Origin of the sequence: Streptococcus sp. CL6.22 (genome assembly GCF_049738055.1) — a bacterium.
Lineage (GTDB): Bacteria > Bacillota > Bacilli > Lactobacillales > Streptococcaceae > Streptococcus > Streptococcus mitis_DJ.
Window position 1 is genome coordinate 1 of sequence record NZ_JBKOTV010000020.1, and the last position, 17,118, is coordinate 17,118.

At 40.3% G+C, this 17,118-nt stretch carries 14 protein-coding genes; 2 read left to right on the forward strand and 12 right to left on the reverse strand.

Features of this window, described 5'->3' with window-relative positions:
- On the reverse strand, positions 1–2,154 hold a 2,154-nt coding region (locus tag ACLNCW_RS09570; RefSeq protein WP_424846179.1), incomplete at its 3' end, for a G5 domain-containing protein.
- 520 nt (positions 2,155–2,674) lie between these two features.
- Positions 2,675–4,237, reverse strand: a complete 1,563-nt coding sequence (guaA, locus tag ACLNCW_RS09575; RefSeq protein WP_237446782.1) for a glutamine-hydrolyzing GMP synthase — start codon at positions 4,235–4,237, stop codon at positions 2,675–2,677.
- A 141-nt stretch (positions 4,238–4,378) separates the two neighbouring features.
- Here guaA and ACLNCW_RS09580 point away from each other — a divergent pair, with 141 nt between their 5' ends.
- Positions 4,379–5,077: a GntR family transcriptional regulator gene (locus ACLNCW_RS09580; RefSeq protein ID WP_000936192.1), complete on the forward strand. Its 699-nt coding sequence runs from the start codon at positions 4,379–4,381 to the stop codon at positions 5,075–5,077.
- A 42-nt stretch (positions 5,078–5,119) separates the two neighbouring features.
- Here ACLNCW_RS09580 and ACLNCW_RS09585 read toward each other — a convergent pair whose 3' ends face one another.
- The 9 genes from ACLNCW_RS09585 to ACLNCW_RS09625 all read right to left on the reverse strand — a co-directional run bounded on the left by ACLNCW_RS09585 (position 5,120) and on the right by ACLNCW_RS09625 (position 14,134).
- The gene (locus tag ACLNCW_RS09585; protein ID WP_261051884.1) at positions 5,120–6,016 is read right to left on the reverse strand and encodes a DMT family transporter; all 897 of its coding nucleotides are present in this window, start codon (positions 6,014–6,016) and stop codon (positions 5,120–5,122) included.
- A gap of 8 nt (positions 6,017–6,024) precedes the next feature.
- Positions 6,025–6,960 (reverse strand): serine hydrolase domain-containing protein, encoded by a 936-nt coding sequence (locus ACLNCW_RS09590; protein ID WP_424846182.1) that lies wholly within the window; start codon positions 6,958–6,960, stop codon positions 6,025–6,027.
- A complete protein-coding gene (locus tag ACLNCW_RS09595; protein WP_261051887.1) occupies positions 6,957–7,682 on the reverse strand; it encodes a CppA family protein in 726 nt (241 codons plus the stop codon). Before ACLNCW_RS09595 ends, ACLNCW_RS09590 begins: the two co-directional genes overlap by 4 nt.
- Before the next feature lie 123 nt (positions 7,683–7,805).
- Positions 7,806–8,711, reverse strand: a complete 906-nt coding sequence (gene gla, locus ACLNCW_RS09600) for an aquaglyceroporin Gla (RefSeq protein ID WP_084863148.1) — start codon at positions 8,709–8,711, stop codon at positions 7,806–7,808.
- A gap of 158 nt (positions 8,712–8,869) precedes the next feature.
- Entirely contained in the window at positions 8,870–10,036 is a 1,167-nt protein-coding gene (locus tag ACLNCW_RS09605) for an ATP-grasp domain-containing protein (RefSeq protein WP_049516565.1), read from the reverse strand.
- 12 nt (positions 10,037–10,048) lie between these two features.
- Entirely contained in the window at positions 10,049–10,789 is a 741-nt protein-coding gene (locus ACLNCW_RS09610; RefSeq protein ID WP_101785071.1) for an esterase family protein, read from the reverse strand.
- An 18-nt stretch (positions 10,790–10,807) separates the two neighbouring features.
- On the reverse strand, positions 10,808–11,632 hold the full coding sequence (locus ACLNCW_RS09615; RefSeq protein ID WP_084863144.1) for an alpha/beta hydrolase: 825 nt from the start codon (positions 11,630–11,632) through the stop codon (positions 10,808–10,810).
- Between the two features lie 136 nt (positions 11,633–11,768).
- Entirely contained in the window at positions 11,769–12,983 is a 1,215-nt protein-coding gene (thiI, locus tag ACLNCW_RS09620; protein WP_261018000.1) for a tRNA uracil 4-sulfurtransferase ThiI, read from the reverse strand.
- 8 nt (positions 12,984–12,991) lie between these two features.
- A complete protein-coding gene (locus ACLNCW_RS09625) occupies positions 12,992–14,134 on the reverse strand; it encodes a cysteine desulfurase family protein (RefSeq protein WP_049546707.1) in 1,143 nt (380 codons plus the stop codon).
- Positions 14,135–14,272: 138 nt separating this feature from the next.
- Between ACLNCW_RS09625 and ACLNCW_RS09630 the strand changes: the two genes are divergently transcribed.
- Positions 14,273–14,710, forward strand: coding sequence for a DUF6556 family protein (locus ACLNCW_RS09630; protein WP_004258372.1), 438 nt, complete (start codon positions 14,273–14,275; stop codon positions 14,708–14,710).
- A 44-nt stretch (positions 14,711–14,754) separates the two neighbouring features.
- Here the strand turns inward: ACLNCW_RS09630 and ACLNCW_RS09635 are convergent, their stop codons facing one another.
- Positions 14,755–17,058: a DNA translocase FtsK gene (locus ACLNCW_RS09635; RefSeq protein WP_424846187.1), complete on the reverse strand. Its 2,304-nt coding sequence runs from the start codon at positions 17,056–17,058 to the stop codon at positions 14,755–14,757.
- Between the last annotated feature and the right edge of the window lie 60 nt (positions 17,059–17,118).

A 17,118-nucleotide genomic window follows, 5' to 3' on the forward strand; every position in this document is an offset into this window, starting at 1 on the left:
TTTACCAGGTCTTGTTACTTCACGATAATCTTTATCTTTTGTATTATCTTCTACATAACGTGTTGTATATGGAGTAGTTGTTTCTACAACTGTTGGTTTCGTACCTACTATAATAACTTCTTCTACTGCTTCTTCAGTAATCGTGGTTGGTTCGTTCGATGTTACTGCACCTGTATTAGGATTTAAGGTATAAGTTGTTGTAGTAGTTGTTTTACCAGCTTTACCAGTTCTTGTTACTTCTCGATAGTCTTTATCTTTTGTATTATCTTCTACATAACGTGTTGTATATGGAGTAGTTGTTTCTACAACTGTTGGTTTAGTACCTACTTTAACCACTTTTGGTACCATAGGAGTTTCTTTTTCAGTCGGCTTACCGTCAGCTACAATACCATCAAGTTCATTCACAATTTTAGGTGTTGTAGTTACAATTTTACCTTCGCTACCGTTCGATTCAACAATTTCCGTACCATAGTCGATTGTTTTGTCTTCTACATAAGTTGTCGTAATTGGAATTTTTGTTTCTGTTTCTACAGGTGGTAAGTTGTTCTCATACTTCTGTTTATACACATAGGTAATGACAGTTTCACCTTTCACAATCTCTGTAATATCTTGTTTGTCTTGTTCTTTAAAGGTATAACGCTTGTTCTCAAAGTCTAAATCGGTCGGATGAGTTAAAGATACCTCAGAACCTACTTCTTTAAGTTCAGATTTAACACTAGGTGCAATTTCAACACCTTGTTCGTTTACAAACTTCTGAGTCACTAAACCTTTGTTTTGAACTTCTGTATAAGTAACAGTATGGAAAGTGCGAGACACACCGTTGATTGCTTTTTCTGTATCTGTCAATTCAACTCTTTGGAGATTTGATGCATAAACAATGCGAGGTGTAAACTGATTACGTTTATTAGGAACTACTTTACTAGCAATGTACTCTTTTTGAGAAATTGTATTTTCTCCAAGTAAAGATGTTTCTTGTCTATAAGTGTAATCAGCACCAACTGAACGTAATTCAAACTCGGATAATTTAGATTTTGGAATATCAGAAGACGTTATAACCCCTTTCCCCTTAAAACCTTGGACATCTAAGAATTTCGCATATAAATCTTTAATTGGAATAATATTTCCTTGCTTATCCTTATAAGTATAAGTTCGAGTGTAACCAATGAAATCAGTATGATTTTCAGCACGTCGAGTTAAGTTTTTAATAATTACATGAGTCTCAACAGGTTTACTGCTAAATGTAGCGTAAAGTTTGGTTTCTTCAGGTAGCGTATACTCAAATTTAGCAGTTGTCTCAATACTACCGATACCGTAAATACTAGATAAAACACTATCTGAACGAGGTGTGATGGTGTAACTATACACAGTGTTTGGAGTTAGTTCCACTATACGAGCAGGATACCCGATATTCACACGATTTGTTGCATATTTATCTGTAATTCCAATTCGAGCAGGTACCTTAATAAATGTTTCTGTAACTTCCTCAGTAGTTGGTTTCGATACTGCATTATACAAACCTTGAGAATCAGTTAACTCCAATTCATTCGCTTTCAAATACCGAATTTCACCGCTACTTGATGTAATCGGGCTAACTGACGCTTCTTTCGAGACATCTTCATCGATATCTCGACTATTTACCTGAGAAACTAATCTAGCTTTTACTTTAATATAATTAGCATTGATAAGAGTATTTTTAAACTCATCAATCTTCGTTCTATCCGCTTTCACTTGCTCTTGTTCAGCTTTTGCAGACTCTAAATCACGAATTTGAGCATCTACTTTCTCTTCGGCAGTTGTGCGTAAATGTGTAACCTCAGAAGAACTATTTGCAACACCTACATTTTCAGTGGGTGTTTCTGTAACCTTAACCCCTAAAGCTTTTACTTCTTCAACTTTAGCTTTTAACTCGGTTTCTTTTACCGTATGTGTTGTACTCGTTTCATACTCACTTTGAACCACAGTTTCGCTAGGTGGAGTCTGTGCTGCATTAGGAGGTGTACTTGAATTTGGCTGTTCATCAGCGCTTACAATCCCATTTAAAAATAAACTCCCTAAAGCAGTCGTTAGGATAATACCACTTAACAAACCTAACTTAGTTTTACGGAGATATCCATGACCTTTTTCTTGTTTTACTGCTTTATGCAATAGAAACACCAACTTTCATTTATTTGTATTGTTAATATTATTACATAATTAGCTAAAAAAGTAAAGGTCTCAACTCAAGAATTAAATACAATAAATTTATAAAAACTTCCTAACTACTATACTAGAATTTTCTACAATTCAAAAAACAATATCAGAACGGATTGATACTGATACGAAACAAAAAACAAAATGACTCTTTATACATCTATAGTAGGATTCAAGACAGATTATTTATTTCTTAATCGATATATAAAAGGAATCCTGATTAAACTGTCTTTAAAACTTAAGAAATCAAGGATATGATAAAAGGAATGGATATCAGTATATCTATTTTTACCATCTCAAAAGTAGATCCAGAGAATATAACTGTTCTCTTATGATGAGACTTTGGAGGCAACCATTCTGTCTTGTTTTATGAAAGAATAGCTTAACCTTTTACTTAAAATATTCAGCTAAAAAAAGAGAGAACGATTTTGTTCTCTCGAAATCCTTATTTTTCATTTACTATAAGAGTAAAGTATTTATAGCTTTACTCCCACTCAACTGTTGCAGGTGGTTTACTTGTAATATCATAGACGATGCGGTTAACGTGGTCCACTTCGTTTACGATACGTACAGAAATCTTTTGAAGGACATCCCAAGGAATCTTTGCAAAGTCAGCTGTCATACCATCGATAGAGGTGATAGCACGGATTGCAATCGTGTAGTCATATGTACGACCGTCACCCATAACACCGACTGAACGAACGCCTGTGTTCACTGTGAAGTATTGCCAGATATCGCGGTCAAGACCTGCTTTAGCAATTTCCTCACGAAGGATAGCATCTGACTCACGAACTGTTTCTAGTTTCTCTTCAGTGATTTCACCCATGACACGGATAGCAAGTCCTGGTCCTGGGAATGGTTGGCGCCATACGATATGGTCTGGCATACCAAGCTCTGTACCAAGGGCACGAACTTCATCTTTATAGAGAGTGTTGAGTGGTTCGATCAATTCAAATTGCATGTCTTCTGGAAGACCACCCACGTTGTGGTGTGACTTAATAGTTTGAGCTGTATCTGTACCAGACTCGATCACGTCTGTGTAAAGCGTACCTTGAGCAAGGAATTTCACATCTTTGAGCTTGCTTGCTTCGTCATCGAATACATACACAAACTCGTTACCGATGATTTTACGTTTTTGTTCAGGGTCAGAAACGCCAGCAAGTTTATCAAGGAAACGTTTAGCAGCGTCTGCTTTGACGATATTCAAACCAAACTTACCACCAAGCATGTCCATAACTTGGTCCGCTTCTCCTTTACGAAGAAGACCGTGGTCTACGAAGATACAAATCAATTGATCGCCAATAGCCTTTTGGAGAAGAACTCCAACAACTGAAGAGTCAACACCACCTGATAGACCAAGAAGGACACGTTTATCACCGACGGTTTCACGAATTTTTTGGATCTGCATATCAATGAAGTTATCCATTGACCAGTCGCCTTTAGCCTTACAGATGTTAAGGGCAAAGTTACGAAGGATATCATTTCCGTATACAGAATGACGAACTTCTGGGTGGAATTGGATACCGTAAATGTGTTTATCTGGGTTTTCAATGGCTGCATAAGGGCAGTCAGCTGATGTTCCAGTACGAACAAAGTCAGCAGGAATCTCAGTGACCGCATCACCATGGCTCATCAAAACAGTCTGCTCATCAGGTGTTGATTCAAAAAGAGCTGATGGTGTGTGAGTTAGGGTTGATTGACCGTATTCACGATTTCCAGCATCACCTGCAGGGACAACTTTTCCTCCAAGTTTATGGGTCAATAACTGCATACCGTAACAAATTCCCAAAATAGGAATTCCGAGTTCGAAGATTTCTGGGTCAATATCGAATGAACCATCTTCGTATACAGAGTTTGGACCACCTGATAGGATAATTCCTACAGGATTGATTTCACGAACTTCAGCAGCTGAAATTTTATGGCTCTTTAGTTCTGAAAAAACACCAATCTCACGGATACGGCGTGAAATCAGCTGGTTGTATTGGCTACCATAGTCCAATACGATGATTTTTTCTACATCTTTCAAATCAGTTGAAATGTTGCTCATCTTTTTCCTTTCTCAAAAGAAATATCTTTTTTCAATATTCTATCACAAATAAGGGCGAATTACCAACTAAACAAGGCGAAGTTTGACTTTTTCTAGTTTATTGGGGTACAATAGAGAAAAGATAGAAATGAAGTGAAAAATATGCTACCCGCTTATATGAAAATCCATGATCAGATTAAAAAGGATATTGACGAACATCGTTGGGCTATTGGTGAGAGACTTCCCAGTGAAAGAGATTTAGCAGAGCAGTTTGAGGTCAGTCGCATGACCCTCCGACAAGCTATTTCCCTCTTGGTCGAAGAAGGAGTTTTAGAGCGCCGTGTAGGAAGTGGCACCTTTGTATCCAGTACACGTGTACAAGAAAAGATGAGAGGGACAACCAGTTTTACTGAAATTGTTAAGTCCCAAGGTAAAGTACCCTCTAGCCAACTCATTTCCTACAGAAAAACCATTCCCAATGAACAGGAAGTTGCCAAGCTAGGAATTTCTCCTACCGAAAATATTATCCGAATGGAACGTGTTCGCTATGCCGACCAAGTTCCTCTGGTTTATGAAGTTGCTTCTATTCCTGAAAAATTCATTAAGGACTTTAAAAAAGAAGAAATCACCAGTCATTTCTTCCAAACCTTGCAAAAACACGGCTACCGTATAGGCAAATCTCAACAGACTATTTATGCTCGCCTTGCTAAAGAAAAGATTGCCCACTATTTGGAAGTTGAAAAAGGACATGCTATTCTTGGTTTGACTCAGGTTTCCTACCTAGAAGATGGTACTGCTTTTGAATACGTAAAAAGTCAGTATGTAGGCGAACGCTTTGAATTTTATCTTGAAAATAATTAGATTACTATGCAAAAACTCTCTGTCACGGACAAAGAGTCTTTTTTATTTCTCTAAGAGTAAATCTTTCAAAGAAATCAGAGTTACAGCAAACAATATCATTGCCATGCCAAGAAAATCAATAGGATAAAATTGTTCATTCATAATTAGGAAGGCAAAGAAAACTGCCGAAATTGGCTCAATAGAAGCCAACAAGCTTGACTTGACCGGTCCAATCAGACTGGCTCCTTTTAAGAAGGCTGTATAGGCAAAGACAGTCCCGATAAGGATAATGCCCGCAAATGCAAGGAGAAAATCAAGACTAGTTGGGATAGCAGTCTGTAGAACCCCTGTAAAAGGAAGGGCGACTAAACCTGCTATGACCATTCCCACACCAATGAGCAAACTGCTCCCCCACTTCTTAATCAAGGCTATGGGCAAAATGATATACAGTGCGTAAGTCAGAGCAGAAAAGAGACCCCAGAACAGGCCTGCAGGTGTCATGGATAACTGGTCCAACTGCCCATGAGTTGCAATCAGGAAGGTCCCTCCGATGGCTAATATGATAGAAACAATCTCTCCCAGTGTCGGTGCTACCTTATCCTTGATACAGCTATAAATCAAAATCCCGACAGGGCAAACATACTGAAGCACCGTCGCGGTTCCTGCATTGGTTTCCTGAATAGCAGTTAGATAGGCAAATTGATTGAGGAAGAGGCCAATTAGAGCAAAAATGAGAAGAGACAGCAAACTTTTTCTATCCTTTAAAAAGGCCAGCATTTTATCCTTTGCAGTGGCATAAGCCAAGAGCATGAGAATTCCACCAGCGATTAAAAGACGCAAGTTGGTCAAAACCAGGGCCGAAATTCCGTGCGCCATCAGGTATTGGCCACTCGTTCCTGACAAGCCCCAAGCAATCCCAGCCACAACTGTTAATAGAGTCCCTTTTAAACTGTTTGACATGTCTCTCCTTACTCTTCTTTGCGAATCAAGTCCATCACTTGATTGCGGTCTACAATCCATTGAGCCCTCTCATCCTTTTCATAGGTACGATTCGATAGGAAAATAGCCGCTTCTTGCTTCTGGCGATTCCACATGATAAAGGTACCTGTATAGCCCGTATGGTCTAGCCAATCTCCTTCCAAATTCCAGGCCAAAGAACGTTCCTTGTCATCCAAAGGAGAAAAATTTTGACTCAAATCTCTTGCAAAATCATCTGATAAATAGTGTTCTAAAAAGATTTGTAGATCCTTTACAGTCGAAAATAAACCAGCACTACCAGCATGTCTGCCCAGGAGACGAGCCTTGGGATCATGTACCAGACCTGCCTCGACACCTCTAACTGTTGGAACAGCAAGCTCAACAGGCCCAAACTGGGTATCCGCCATTCCCCAAGGTTTCCAGACTTGCTCCTGTAAAATCACATCCAAGTCTTGATTAAAGATTCTTTCCAAGATAAAACCTAACAGCAAAAAATGGACATCCGAATAAAGAAAGGCTGGCTGATTGCGTCTGTTAAGATGAAACATCGCTTCCTTTAATTCAGGTGCTGTTAAAAGATCACGATTGGGAATAAAAGGATCAAGGTCTGTAGCGTGAGTCAAGAGCTGGCGAATAGTGATGTCTGGATAATCACTCTCTGGTAAAAAATCTGTTACCGGTCTGTCAATATCTAATTGACCTTTTTCCCACAAGAAGGTAAAAACAGTGCCAACTCCAACAACCTTGCTAACACTGGCTAGGTCGTAAACTAGTCCTGCCTCAGTATCCAAGCCATGTTCTGGGTCACTATGTCCTACATAGATCTCCGTCCATTGATTGTCCTTAAAATACGCAAAAGAGGCTCCGGGATAAATCCCTGCCTCGATTTGTTCTTCTATTTTTTTAATAATCTTGGTCCACTTCATACTTCTTCAAACCACAATTCAACATTATTTCTATCTTTACCAAGGAAGAATTTTTCAGACTTAGGAATAAAATATTCTGTAGACTCAAACTTCTGGCGAAGACTTGCTATATCTAGTTCATTGACCAAGAACTTGAGCATAGATAAGTCCCAAGTAGCCGTATTGTCCACAGTCAAATCTTGACCCTGAGCTGGGATAAAATCAAGTGATGTCCCAATTTCAGATAGTTCCAAAAAACTATCTACATCCGTTGGGAGGTGTAATTCCATAGAAATTTCAAATTTACTTAAAGAAATTGACTCCAGATCTGTTTGAAATTCTGGCTTTTCTCCTACTTCTACTAGACTTGCTCTGTCATCTTCCGCATGAATCAAAATCAAATCATCTTCGGGTGAAAAAATCTCAAAAGCGTAGCCATTTTTACCTTTATATAATTGATGAATCGAATCTGTTTTAGCTAATAAGGCCTCGATTTCTAAGGGATTTTCTACCTTGACAATCAATCTAGCTAGTTTTTTTCTTCCCTCTACCTTACGAGTGCGCATACTTGGAGCTTCTTCTAAAACCAGCTTTTCTAGACCTGTTTGATCACCTAGTGACAGAAAGGCTGACTCTTCTAACAAGGCCTTCATGCCAAGGGTTTCTATATAAAATGTTTCATTTAATTTTCTATTATTAACTTTTAAAGTAGGAATAATCCGTACAATCTGATTTACATTCATAAATTCCTCCAACTCTTTTATTTTAAAGGATTTTAGAATTTTTTACAAGAAATTATGCTCAGATTTAGCTTTTTTTCGTAAAATTTCATCTAAAAAACCGAGGATTTCCTCGGTTTCAATTTCTTATAGGTAAAGGAATTTGAAGATAGCTACTGCGGCAATTGCTGCTGCGATCGGTGCTACTACTGGTACCCAAGAGTACCACCATTTTGAATCACCTTTGTGCTCACCAAGAACTGATTTTGGAAGGAAAGCATGAAGGAGACGTGGTCCCAAGTCACGGGCTGGGTTCAAGGCAGGTCCTGTAGGTCCACCAAGTGATGTTACCAAGGCCATAACTAGGAAACCTACTGCCAAGTGAGCAATTCCAAGACCAGATGTCATAAATGGTGCTACTTGTTCTTTAGCTTGGTCAAGTGCTGCTGTTACTTGTTCTTGAGGAATGGTTTGACCTTGAGTAGTTGCTTGTGCAACTTGAGCATTAATAGCCGCTTGTGCTTTTGATACTAGTTCAGCACCAAAGAAGTTTTTAGTCATTCCAAGAGCTGCAAAGAAAAGAACAAATGAACCAACAAACTCATTTACAAAACCATTAACAGTTGCTGCAAAATGTGATTCTTTTGTACCATTATCCAAACTTGAAATTGTTGAGAAAGTACCCAAGATGTTGTTTGGATTTTCAGTTTTCAAGTAGTATGGGCGGTGTGTTGCCACAACCAAGGCTTGACCAAAGATAGCACCCAAAACTTGTGCAAGGATATAAGGCGCTACCTGTGCCCAAGGGAAGAGACCGCTGATTGCAAGTCCAAGAGTGAAGGCTGGGTTGATGTGGTTACCTGATACGTTACCAAACATCAAAGCTGGAATCATAACCCCCATACCGTAACCAACAGCGATAACGAGCCAGCCACTTTGGTGACCTTTCGTACCTTTAAGTTCAACGTTAGCAACTGCACCATTACCAAGAATGATCAAAATAGCAGTTCCCAAGAATTCAGTGGCATATTTAATTGCCCATGTAAAATCCATTTGATAGATTCTCCTTAAAATTTTTTAGACAATCCTTATTCTATCAATTTTTATATCTTTTAGCAATATGTTTTCTAAAAGAATATATGAGAAAGCGGTTTTATTTCTTATAAAAAACAAAAGGATTAAGGGAGTAATTTTCCTTAATCCGAAAGTTCTTATTCTTGACGTTGTCCGAAATCTGCAATCATTTGCTCCATTTCTTGTCGACTCGGAGTTGTCAGCATATACAGGTAATCCCCTTGAAGTTCCGCAAAGGCTGCAGGCATGATTTTTTTAACCTTGAACTGATGACTGTATTTGGCAAGCAAGTCCTCCTCAGAATAGACATAGTGAGCATTCGCACGACGGGATGTAGCTAAACAAAACTGAGGTTCAAATTCTGACGCTGGGAACTCTTCTCCTGCGACAATAGCTGCATATCCACGATAGAGGTCCAAGGAATGAGCAAAGTTATAAACATCAATGGTAAAACCACCTGCAGGACGGTTATTGTACTCAATAGCAATGTAGTCGTCCCCTTCGCGGAAAAACTCAATATGGAAGAACCGTTCTTTCATACCAAATTCTTTGACAATTGCCTCACCATATTTACGTAATTTAGGATCCATATCCTTGAGAACGTAATAAGAATTGTCCATCTTGTAAATCATGAGATCAAGCGGTGTATAGGCGTAGTCAAAGGTCGTTGAGAAGACAATCTTTCCATCCTTATCCACTAAACCATCAAAGGTGCAAATTTCGCTGGAAGTGACAAATTTTTCAAAGAAATAAACGGTCGAATGGTCCCATTCTTGCTTGAAGTGATTGATATCGTCTTCTGTTTCAAGCTTAAAGGTGGCGGCTGCTCCCACTCCATTGTCAGGTTTTGCAATCATTGGAAGGCCGATTTCATTCACAGCTTGATCCACATCTGCTTCCGTCTTGATAACAGCTCCAGGTACCACGGGGACACCTGCTTTTTTGAACAATTTCTTCATTTCAGACTTAAATTTAGTCTTTTTGAGGTCTTCTGGTTTGGCACCAAAGACATTAAATTGTTCTCTGAGTGTTGCATCCAGCTCAAGCCAGTATTCATTATGGGACTCGATGCGATCGATAGGACCATGCTTGTAGAAAAGAAATGCAACTGCACGCTTGACTTCGTCTACATTTTCAAGATTATCAACACGGAAATACTCAGTCAGGCTAATGCGTAAGGGCTCATCCAATTGCTCGTAAGGTTCTTGGCCAATTCCCAAGACTGTGATGCCTTTATTAGCTAGTTCAATAGTAAACTGTTGAAAGTTTTGCGGATAGTAGGGAGAAATAACAAGGTAATTCATAGGTCACTCCTTTTATAAATAGAGATTGCCGAGGAAATAAGGCATTTGTTTGCGCCACCATTCCCAGTCGTGGGCGACATCGTGTCCCCATTCAGCAAACCAGGCTGGAATTTGTTTCTGGTCAAAGGCTTCTTTAAGCTTGTAAAAGGATGGTAGACCGTCTTGTTCCCAGGCACCAAGACCCGTACACAGCACAATCTCTGCCTGACGATAACGGTCAATAAACCAGCCGTCGTTCTGGTTCCAGATATAATCTACTGGCGAGTTTTGGTAAATAGCATCGTCATTGTAGTAATCGCCGACAAAGAAACGTGCATCGTAAACACCACTAAGAGCAATCACCTTTGTAAAAACATCTGGATGCTGGAGAAAAAAGTTGACTGCATGGTAGGCGCCCATGGAGCAACCTGTCGTCATCATGCCATCAAACCAACCTGTCTTATGCTTGATAAAAGGAATGGCCTCCTCAATCACATAGCGCTCATAGGCACGATGCATCTCCGCCTGATCGTGACCGTTTTTCCAAGTGGCCAACCAGCTCTCACTGTCTACACTGGATAGGGTAAAGAACTGGACACGACCTTCCTCTATAAAGGAAGCACAGGCATCAATCATGCCAAAATCATAGTATTCGTTGTGACTACCACCTGATGAAGCAAAAACCACAACTGGAATCCCAGCATGACCATAACGGTTAAGGTACATTTCACGGTTAAGGTTGCCACTCCAGTGGCTAAGATGTTCAATATGCATATTTTCTCCTTTCTTACTTTACCAGTTTTCTGCAAAAAATCTCAGACAGTCTGGTAAATTTTCAGACCAAGGGATTTCACTATGGATGGCACCAGACTGAACTTTTAAGACAAGATTATCCAAATGAACTCCCCCTGCTATCAAATCATGGTAATAGCGAAGAGACGAATCGATATAGGCTTGTTTGATATTACCAGCCATCAGGGTCTTGTCCGTATCATCTGCTTCTTCTGTTCCAACATAGATAAAGATACGCTGGTCAGGCGATAGTTTCTTGCGCTCGATATAGCGATTAAAAGCTTCTTGATGGAGCCAGTTAGCAGATGAAAAGACACCTAGACAACCAATTTGATTTTGGTATTCCAAACCGATAAACTGGGTAATATTCCCTCCTAATGAGGAACCAATCATGGCTGTATGCTGGCGGTCTGCTTTTGTACGATAAGTTTCATCGATAAAAGGCTTGACCACCTCCATGACAAACTCGGCATACTCCACACCCTTACCGCCAAACTGCTGCCCTGGGATAGGAGATTCTTGGAACTTCCAAGCCGCATACTCATTCATCCGCCCCATACCATCATTGTCAATGGCAACGACAATCATGCGACTGATGTCAGGATTACGCTTAATAGCTGGGATAATCTTCCATGAATGGCCAATGAAGGACTCTTTACTATAAAAAACATTTTGCCCGTCATGAAAGTAAACAACAGGATAGGAACGATCCGTGTCTTTCTCGTAATCTTTAGGCAGAAGAACACGTACACGGCGTTCCTTACCTGTATAAGGAACCTTGAGTTTGTGTTCTTTCATTTTTAAATAAAAGTAGGATTGATTCATTGTCAGAAAACTCTCTATATTCAAAATTTTATTTTATTATATCACAATTATAGAAAAAAAGTTAGTTTTGCTTCCATTTTTGGAATTAAAAACTAACTTTTTCATTTATTTTTCTAAATTCTTCTGGATTTTCTGATTAGAGCAAATTATCAATCAAGTCATCCACTTCATCTTTTTCAGCCTGCGGTGTAATCTCAGTAATCATGATTCCAGCCACAGCTCGCTCTACTAATCCTTCAACATCCATACGCGCTTCGTACTGCTCCGCATTCTTAATCTTAGGATTTGTTTTCGGACGATCTGGCGCAAAAATGGTACAACAGTCTTCAAAAGGCTGGATAGAAATTTCAAAGGTGTCAATTTCCTGAGCAATGTCAATAATTTCCAACTTATCCATTGTCACAACTGGACGGATGATGGGAGTGTTGGTAACCGCATTGATAGCCTGCATGCTCTCCAAGGTTTGGCTGGCTACTTGACCTAGGCTTTCCCCATTTATGATAACTAAACCATTTCGTACCTCACGAATACGATCTGTAATCCGCATCATAAAGCGACGAGTTAGAGTCATTAAGTAAGCTTCGGGCGCTTTGGCCTTGATTTCCTCTTGAATCTCTGTAAAAGGAACTTCGATAAACTGGATATTTCCACCAAACTTGGTCAATTTACGGGTCAAATCTTGGGCTTTCTTGAGAGCGCCTGGACTAGTATAAGGTGGGCTGGCAAAGTGAACGGCCTCTATATCTACCCCTCGTTTAAGCGCTAGATAGCCAGCTACAGGGGAATCGATTCCTCCTGACAACATGAGCATGCCTTTACCTGAAGTTCCAACTGGCAAACCACCAGCCCCACGAATGGTTTCATAAGAAAGATAGGCTGCTTCTTCACGTATCTCCACCTGAAGATTGATGTCAGGACTTTTCATTTGAGCTTGCACATTTGGAATAGCTTCAAAAACAGCACCTCCAAGGGTTTGATTGAGTTCACGACTATCCAACTCAAAGTTGTGGTCGCTACGCTTGCTAGAAATTTTAAAGGTCATGCCATCCTTGTAGATGTCCTGCATAATCTCTTGGACAGAAGACTTCAGAACTTCTACAGATTTTTCAACCTTATAAACAGGGGAAAAGTTTTGAATTCCAAAAACTTGTTTAAGCGATTCTGCTACTGCTGTATAATCTGCTCCATTGAGGTAAGCGTGGGCACGGTCACGATCTGCCGTTACCTTAACTTGGGGATAGATAGACAAAACGTCTGAAATATTATTGCGAAGTTTATTGATGAAACGCATACGGTTTTTGCCCTTGGTTGACAGCTCACCGTAGCGAATCATAATTTCTGAATACTGCATGAATGCTCCTATCTTACTTTTCTAGTTTGATTGTAAATCAATTTTAACTTGGTCAAGAACTGCTCGACCTGACTCATATCATTTTCAAGGTCTAGGCTAAGACGCACAGCTGACTGAGCCTTATCTTTATCTACTCCCATGGCAATCAGGGTTCCGGCTGGTTTCCCTGCCTTGGACGAACAAGCAGAGGTCGTTGAGATAAAAATATCATAGTCTTCAAAGGCGTGAACGATGACTTCACCACGAACACCCTTGATTCCAAAAGTCAGAATATGAGGGGCAAAGTCTTCCTCATCTGAAAAGACAGAAATATCTGGATAGTCCAGAAGTGCTTGGCGAATCACTGCCTTCATCTGACCAGTCTTGCTAGTAAAGATATCTAGCTTTTCCATAGACAAGCGGAGAGCCTTGGCTGTCGCTGCAATTCCTGCCACATTTTCAGTTGTCGAACGGTAATCACGTTCCTGACCACCACCTGTTAAAAGAGGCGTAATCTTCTTGCCAGACTTGATATAGACAAATCCAACACCTCGAACTCCGTGAAACTTGTGACTAGAGAAAGTCGCAAAATCCACTCGTTCTGTCAGATACTTTTCAGTCGGAATCTTGGCAAGTGCCTGAACCGCATCAACGTGGAAGGAAATAGTTGGCTTGTCTGCCAATAGTTCTGAAATAGCTTGAATAGGTTGAATCGAGCCGATTTCATTGTTCACAGCCATGACGGAAACGAGGGTCGTATCAGGTCTTATCAAATCTGATAACGCTTCAACATCTACAAATCCTTTGTTATCAACTGGAGCAAAATCTACTTCAAATCCTTGACTTTTCAACCAAAGGGCTGACTCTTTGACTGCCGGATGTTCAATGGCTGATACAATGATGTGCTTTCCAAACTGAGCCTTTTCAAAGGCCACACCCTTGATAACCCAGTTATCTCCTTCTGTCCCACCAGAAGTAAAGAAGATTTCCTCACTTTTCTTACCGATTAAATCTGCAATTTGCTGACGAGAAGCATCTAAGATTCGTGTTGCCTGATCTCCCAAACGATGGAGACTAGATGGATTTCCTAAAATTTTTGAAGCGACCTGCATATAGGTTTCAAGTGCTTCAGGATAGGGCTTGGTCGTCGCCGAATTATCAAAGTAAATCATATTTTCTCACGCTTTCTAAAATCACTCCCTCTATTGTATCATGAAACGGAGCCTGCGACAAGAAAGGGCAATTTCTCTTTTTTTAAGATTTTTTTAAAGAAATGCGGTATAATAAATTTTAATTAAAGGAGAGAATATATGTCTAATTATCGTAGAACTTCAAAACCAAAAACAGAACACATCAAAAAAGGCTTTACAGTCTTTCAAAAAATCGTTGCGACTATCGCTAGTATCCTTGGCTTGATTACCGCAAGTATCACGATCATGAACGCCTTGGACAATAATAAAAATACTAAAAAAGAACCTACGACAAGCCAGACGACAACCATTGTCAAAGAAATTCAAAAGGAAGTCCCTAAGGAAAACACCAGTCCCAATAAGGAAACTAACACTACCCAAGAAAAAACACAACAAGAAGAAACGCCAAAATCTAGCGTCAAGGAAGAGAAAAAGGAAGAGCAGAAAACATCAACTCAAGATTCTTCTACTCCTGCTCCTAGTCCAAGTAAACCTGCCGCTGAAAATGAAAAACAGTCCAATAATACACCAACTTCGGAAAATAAAACTAATCAATAATCACTAAAATAGCTTCCCTCCAAACTTGGAAAGAAGCTATTTTTTTATTGTTGTAAAACTTTTCTTGGTTTGGTACCTTCAGCTGGACCAATGACACCTGCCATCTCAAGCTCTTCCATGAGACGTGTCGCACGGTTAAATCCAACTGACAAACGACGCTGAATCATGGATGCGCTGGCTTTCTGGGTCTCAATGACTAGAGCTTTGGCTTCTTCAAAAAGCGGATCACCACCAGATTCACCATCTGAAAATTCACCTTCATTTTCAGAAACCTCACCTGGATCAAAACTCTCATCGTAGTCCGCATCTGCCTGAGCCTTAATGAAGTTTACGATACGTTCGACATCATCATCCGAGATAAAGGAGCCTTGGAGACGAACTGGATGATTTTCATCAATTGGTTTAAAGAGCATATCTCCACGTCCAAGCAGTTTCTCAGCTCCATTTTCATCTAAAATAGTACGGGAGTCTGTTCCTGATGAAACTGCGAAAGCGACACGAGATGGGACATTGGCCTTGATTAGACCAGAAATGACATCAACGGATGGACGCTGGGTTGCAAGAATCATGTGGATACCGGCAGCACGCGCCTTCTGCCCAAGACGAATAATGGCATCTTCCACTTCCTTGCTGGCCACCATCATAAGGTCAGCCAACTCATCCACAATCACGACAATGAGCGGTAGCGGAATTTGCTTGTACTCAGACTGGGCATTGAACTCTTCTACCTTGGCATTAAAGCCTGCAATATTACGAACTCCTACCTTTGCAAAGAGTTCATAACGATTTTCCATCTCATCCACAACCTTTTGCAGGGCTTTGCTAGCCTTACGTGGATTGGTCACGACTGGAATCAAGAGGTGGGGAATATCATTGTAAACAGATAACTCAACCATCTTGGGATCGACCATCATAAATTTAACTTGGTCAGGTCTCGCCTTCATGAGGATGCTAGCGATAATGCCGTTAACGGCGACCGACTTACCTGAACCCGTTGAACCTGCGACTAGCAAGTGGGGCATTTTAGAAAGATCAAATGCTCTTGCAGTGCCATTAACAGCCTTCCCTAAAGGAATTTCCAAGAGATTTTCAGCTTTCGTTTGAGATTGTTCCCATAGTTCGCGGAAAGAAACTGTCGCAATCTCAGAGTTGGGAACCTCAATCCCGACTAAGGATTTACCAGGTATTGGAGCCTCAATCCGGACATCCTTGGCTGCCAAGGCTAGAGCGAGGTCATCTGCTAGATTGGAAATGCGGTTAACCCGTACACCGACTGCTGGCTTGACTTCATACTTGGTCACTGACGGCCCAATTTCAGCCCGTTCAACTGTTACCTTGATACCAAAACTAGCAAAAGTTTCTTCTAGGATTTTGATGTTTTCTCGAACAATCTTCTTCTCTTTCGACTGGTCTTTTGGTTTATCTGGGGCAAAGAGTTGTAAGCTTGGAAGTTTGTACTCAAGAGCCTCCTTGGCTGAAAAATCGACCTGAACATCTTCATCATCAGAGCCATCTTCCTGTTCAGCGAATTCAAGTTCAGCTTGAGGCAAGATGATTTCTGGTTCCACCCACTCTTCTTCTGGAACAGGAGGAACGTCAAGCACAACATCATCAGTCAGAATTTCACCCGTTTCCATATCAACAGGAGGCAAATCGAGTAAGGCCTTTTCAGCTGCTTCTTTTTTTAATTTAGCTTCTTCCTCAGCTTTTTGACGAGCTTTTTCTTCTTGTTTAACAAAGCGTTCCTCTTTTCGACGCTCATGCCCTTCCCACCATTTGGCAAAGCCTCTACTGAAAAATTCAGCAATATCGTAAACAGACCAAGGACTGACTAGGAGAGCACCCACTAAAATCAAGATAGAACCAATAAAGTAAGTACCGATATTTGAGAAGAGAAAGGCTGTTGGCACATAGAGTCCAACACCAATCAAGCCACCTCCAGCAAAACTGGTCGTTCGAAAACCAGTCAAATCCGTCACAACCTGAGCCATGGTTCCTTTTAGAACGGACTTGTCCAAACCATATTTCCAAACTAAGTAGGCCTCAAAAATCAAGAGCAAACCTGCAAATATGGTGAAAAAGCCAGATAGGAGCCCTTCCTGTTTTCGTATCCACTTGAAAAAGAAGAGGTAGAGCAGGATACCAAATATTGCCAGATAAGCTAGGCTACCCACTAGCAAGCGAATTAAATTGTAAAGGGTTATACCTGCAGCCCCTAATTTGAAGGCTGCGAAAATCAATAAAAGGGCGATTCCTAACGAAATCAACATTCGTTGAATCGCTTCTTTTCTTTCGAGTTCTGCTTTAGACGGTCTCCGTCTTGTTTTACTTGTATTCTTGTTTGCCATTCTTCTATTATACCATATTTCACAGGCATTTCGGAAAGAGAAAAAGACTGCACCAAACGG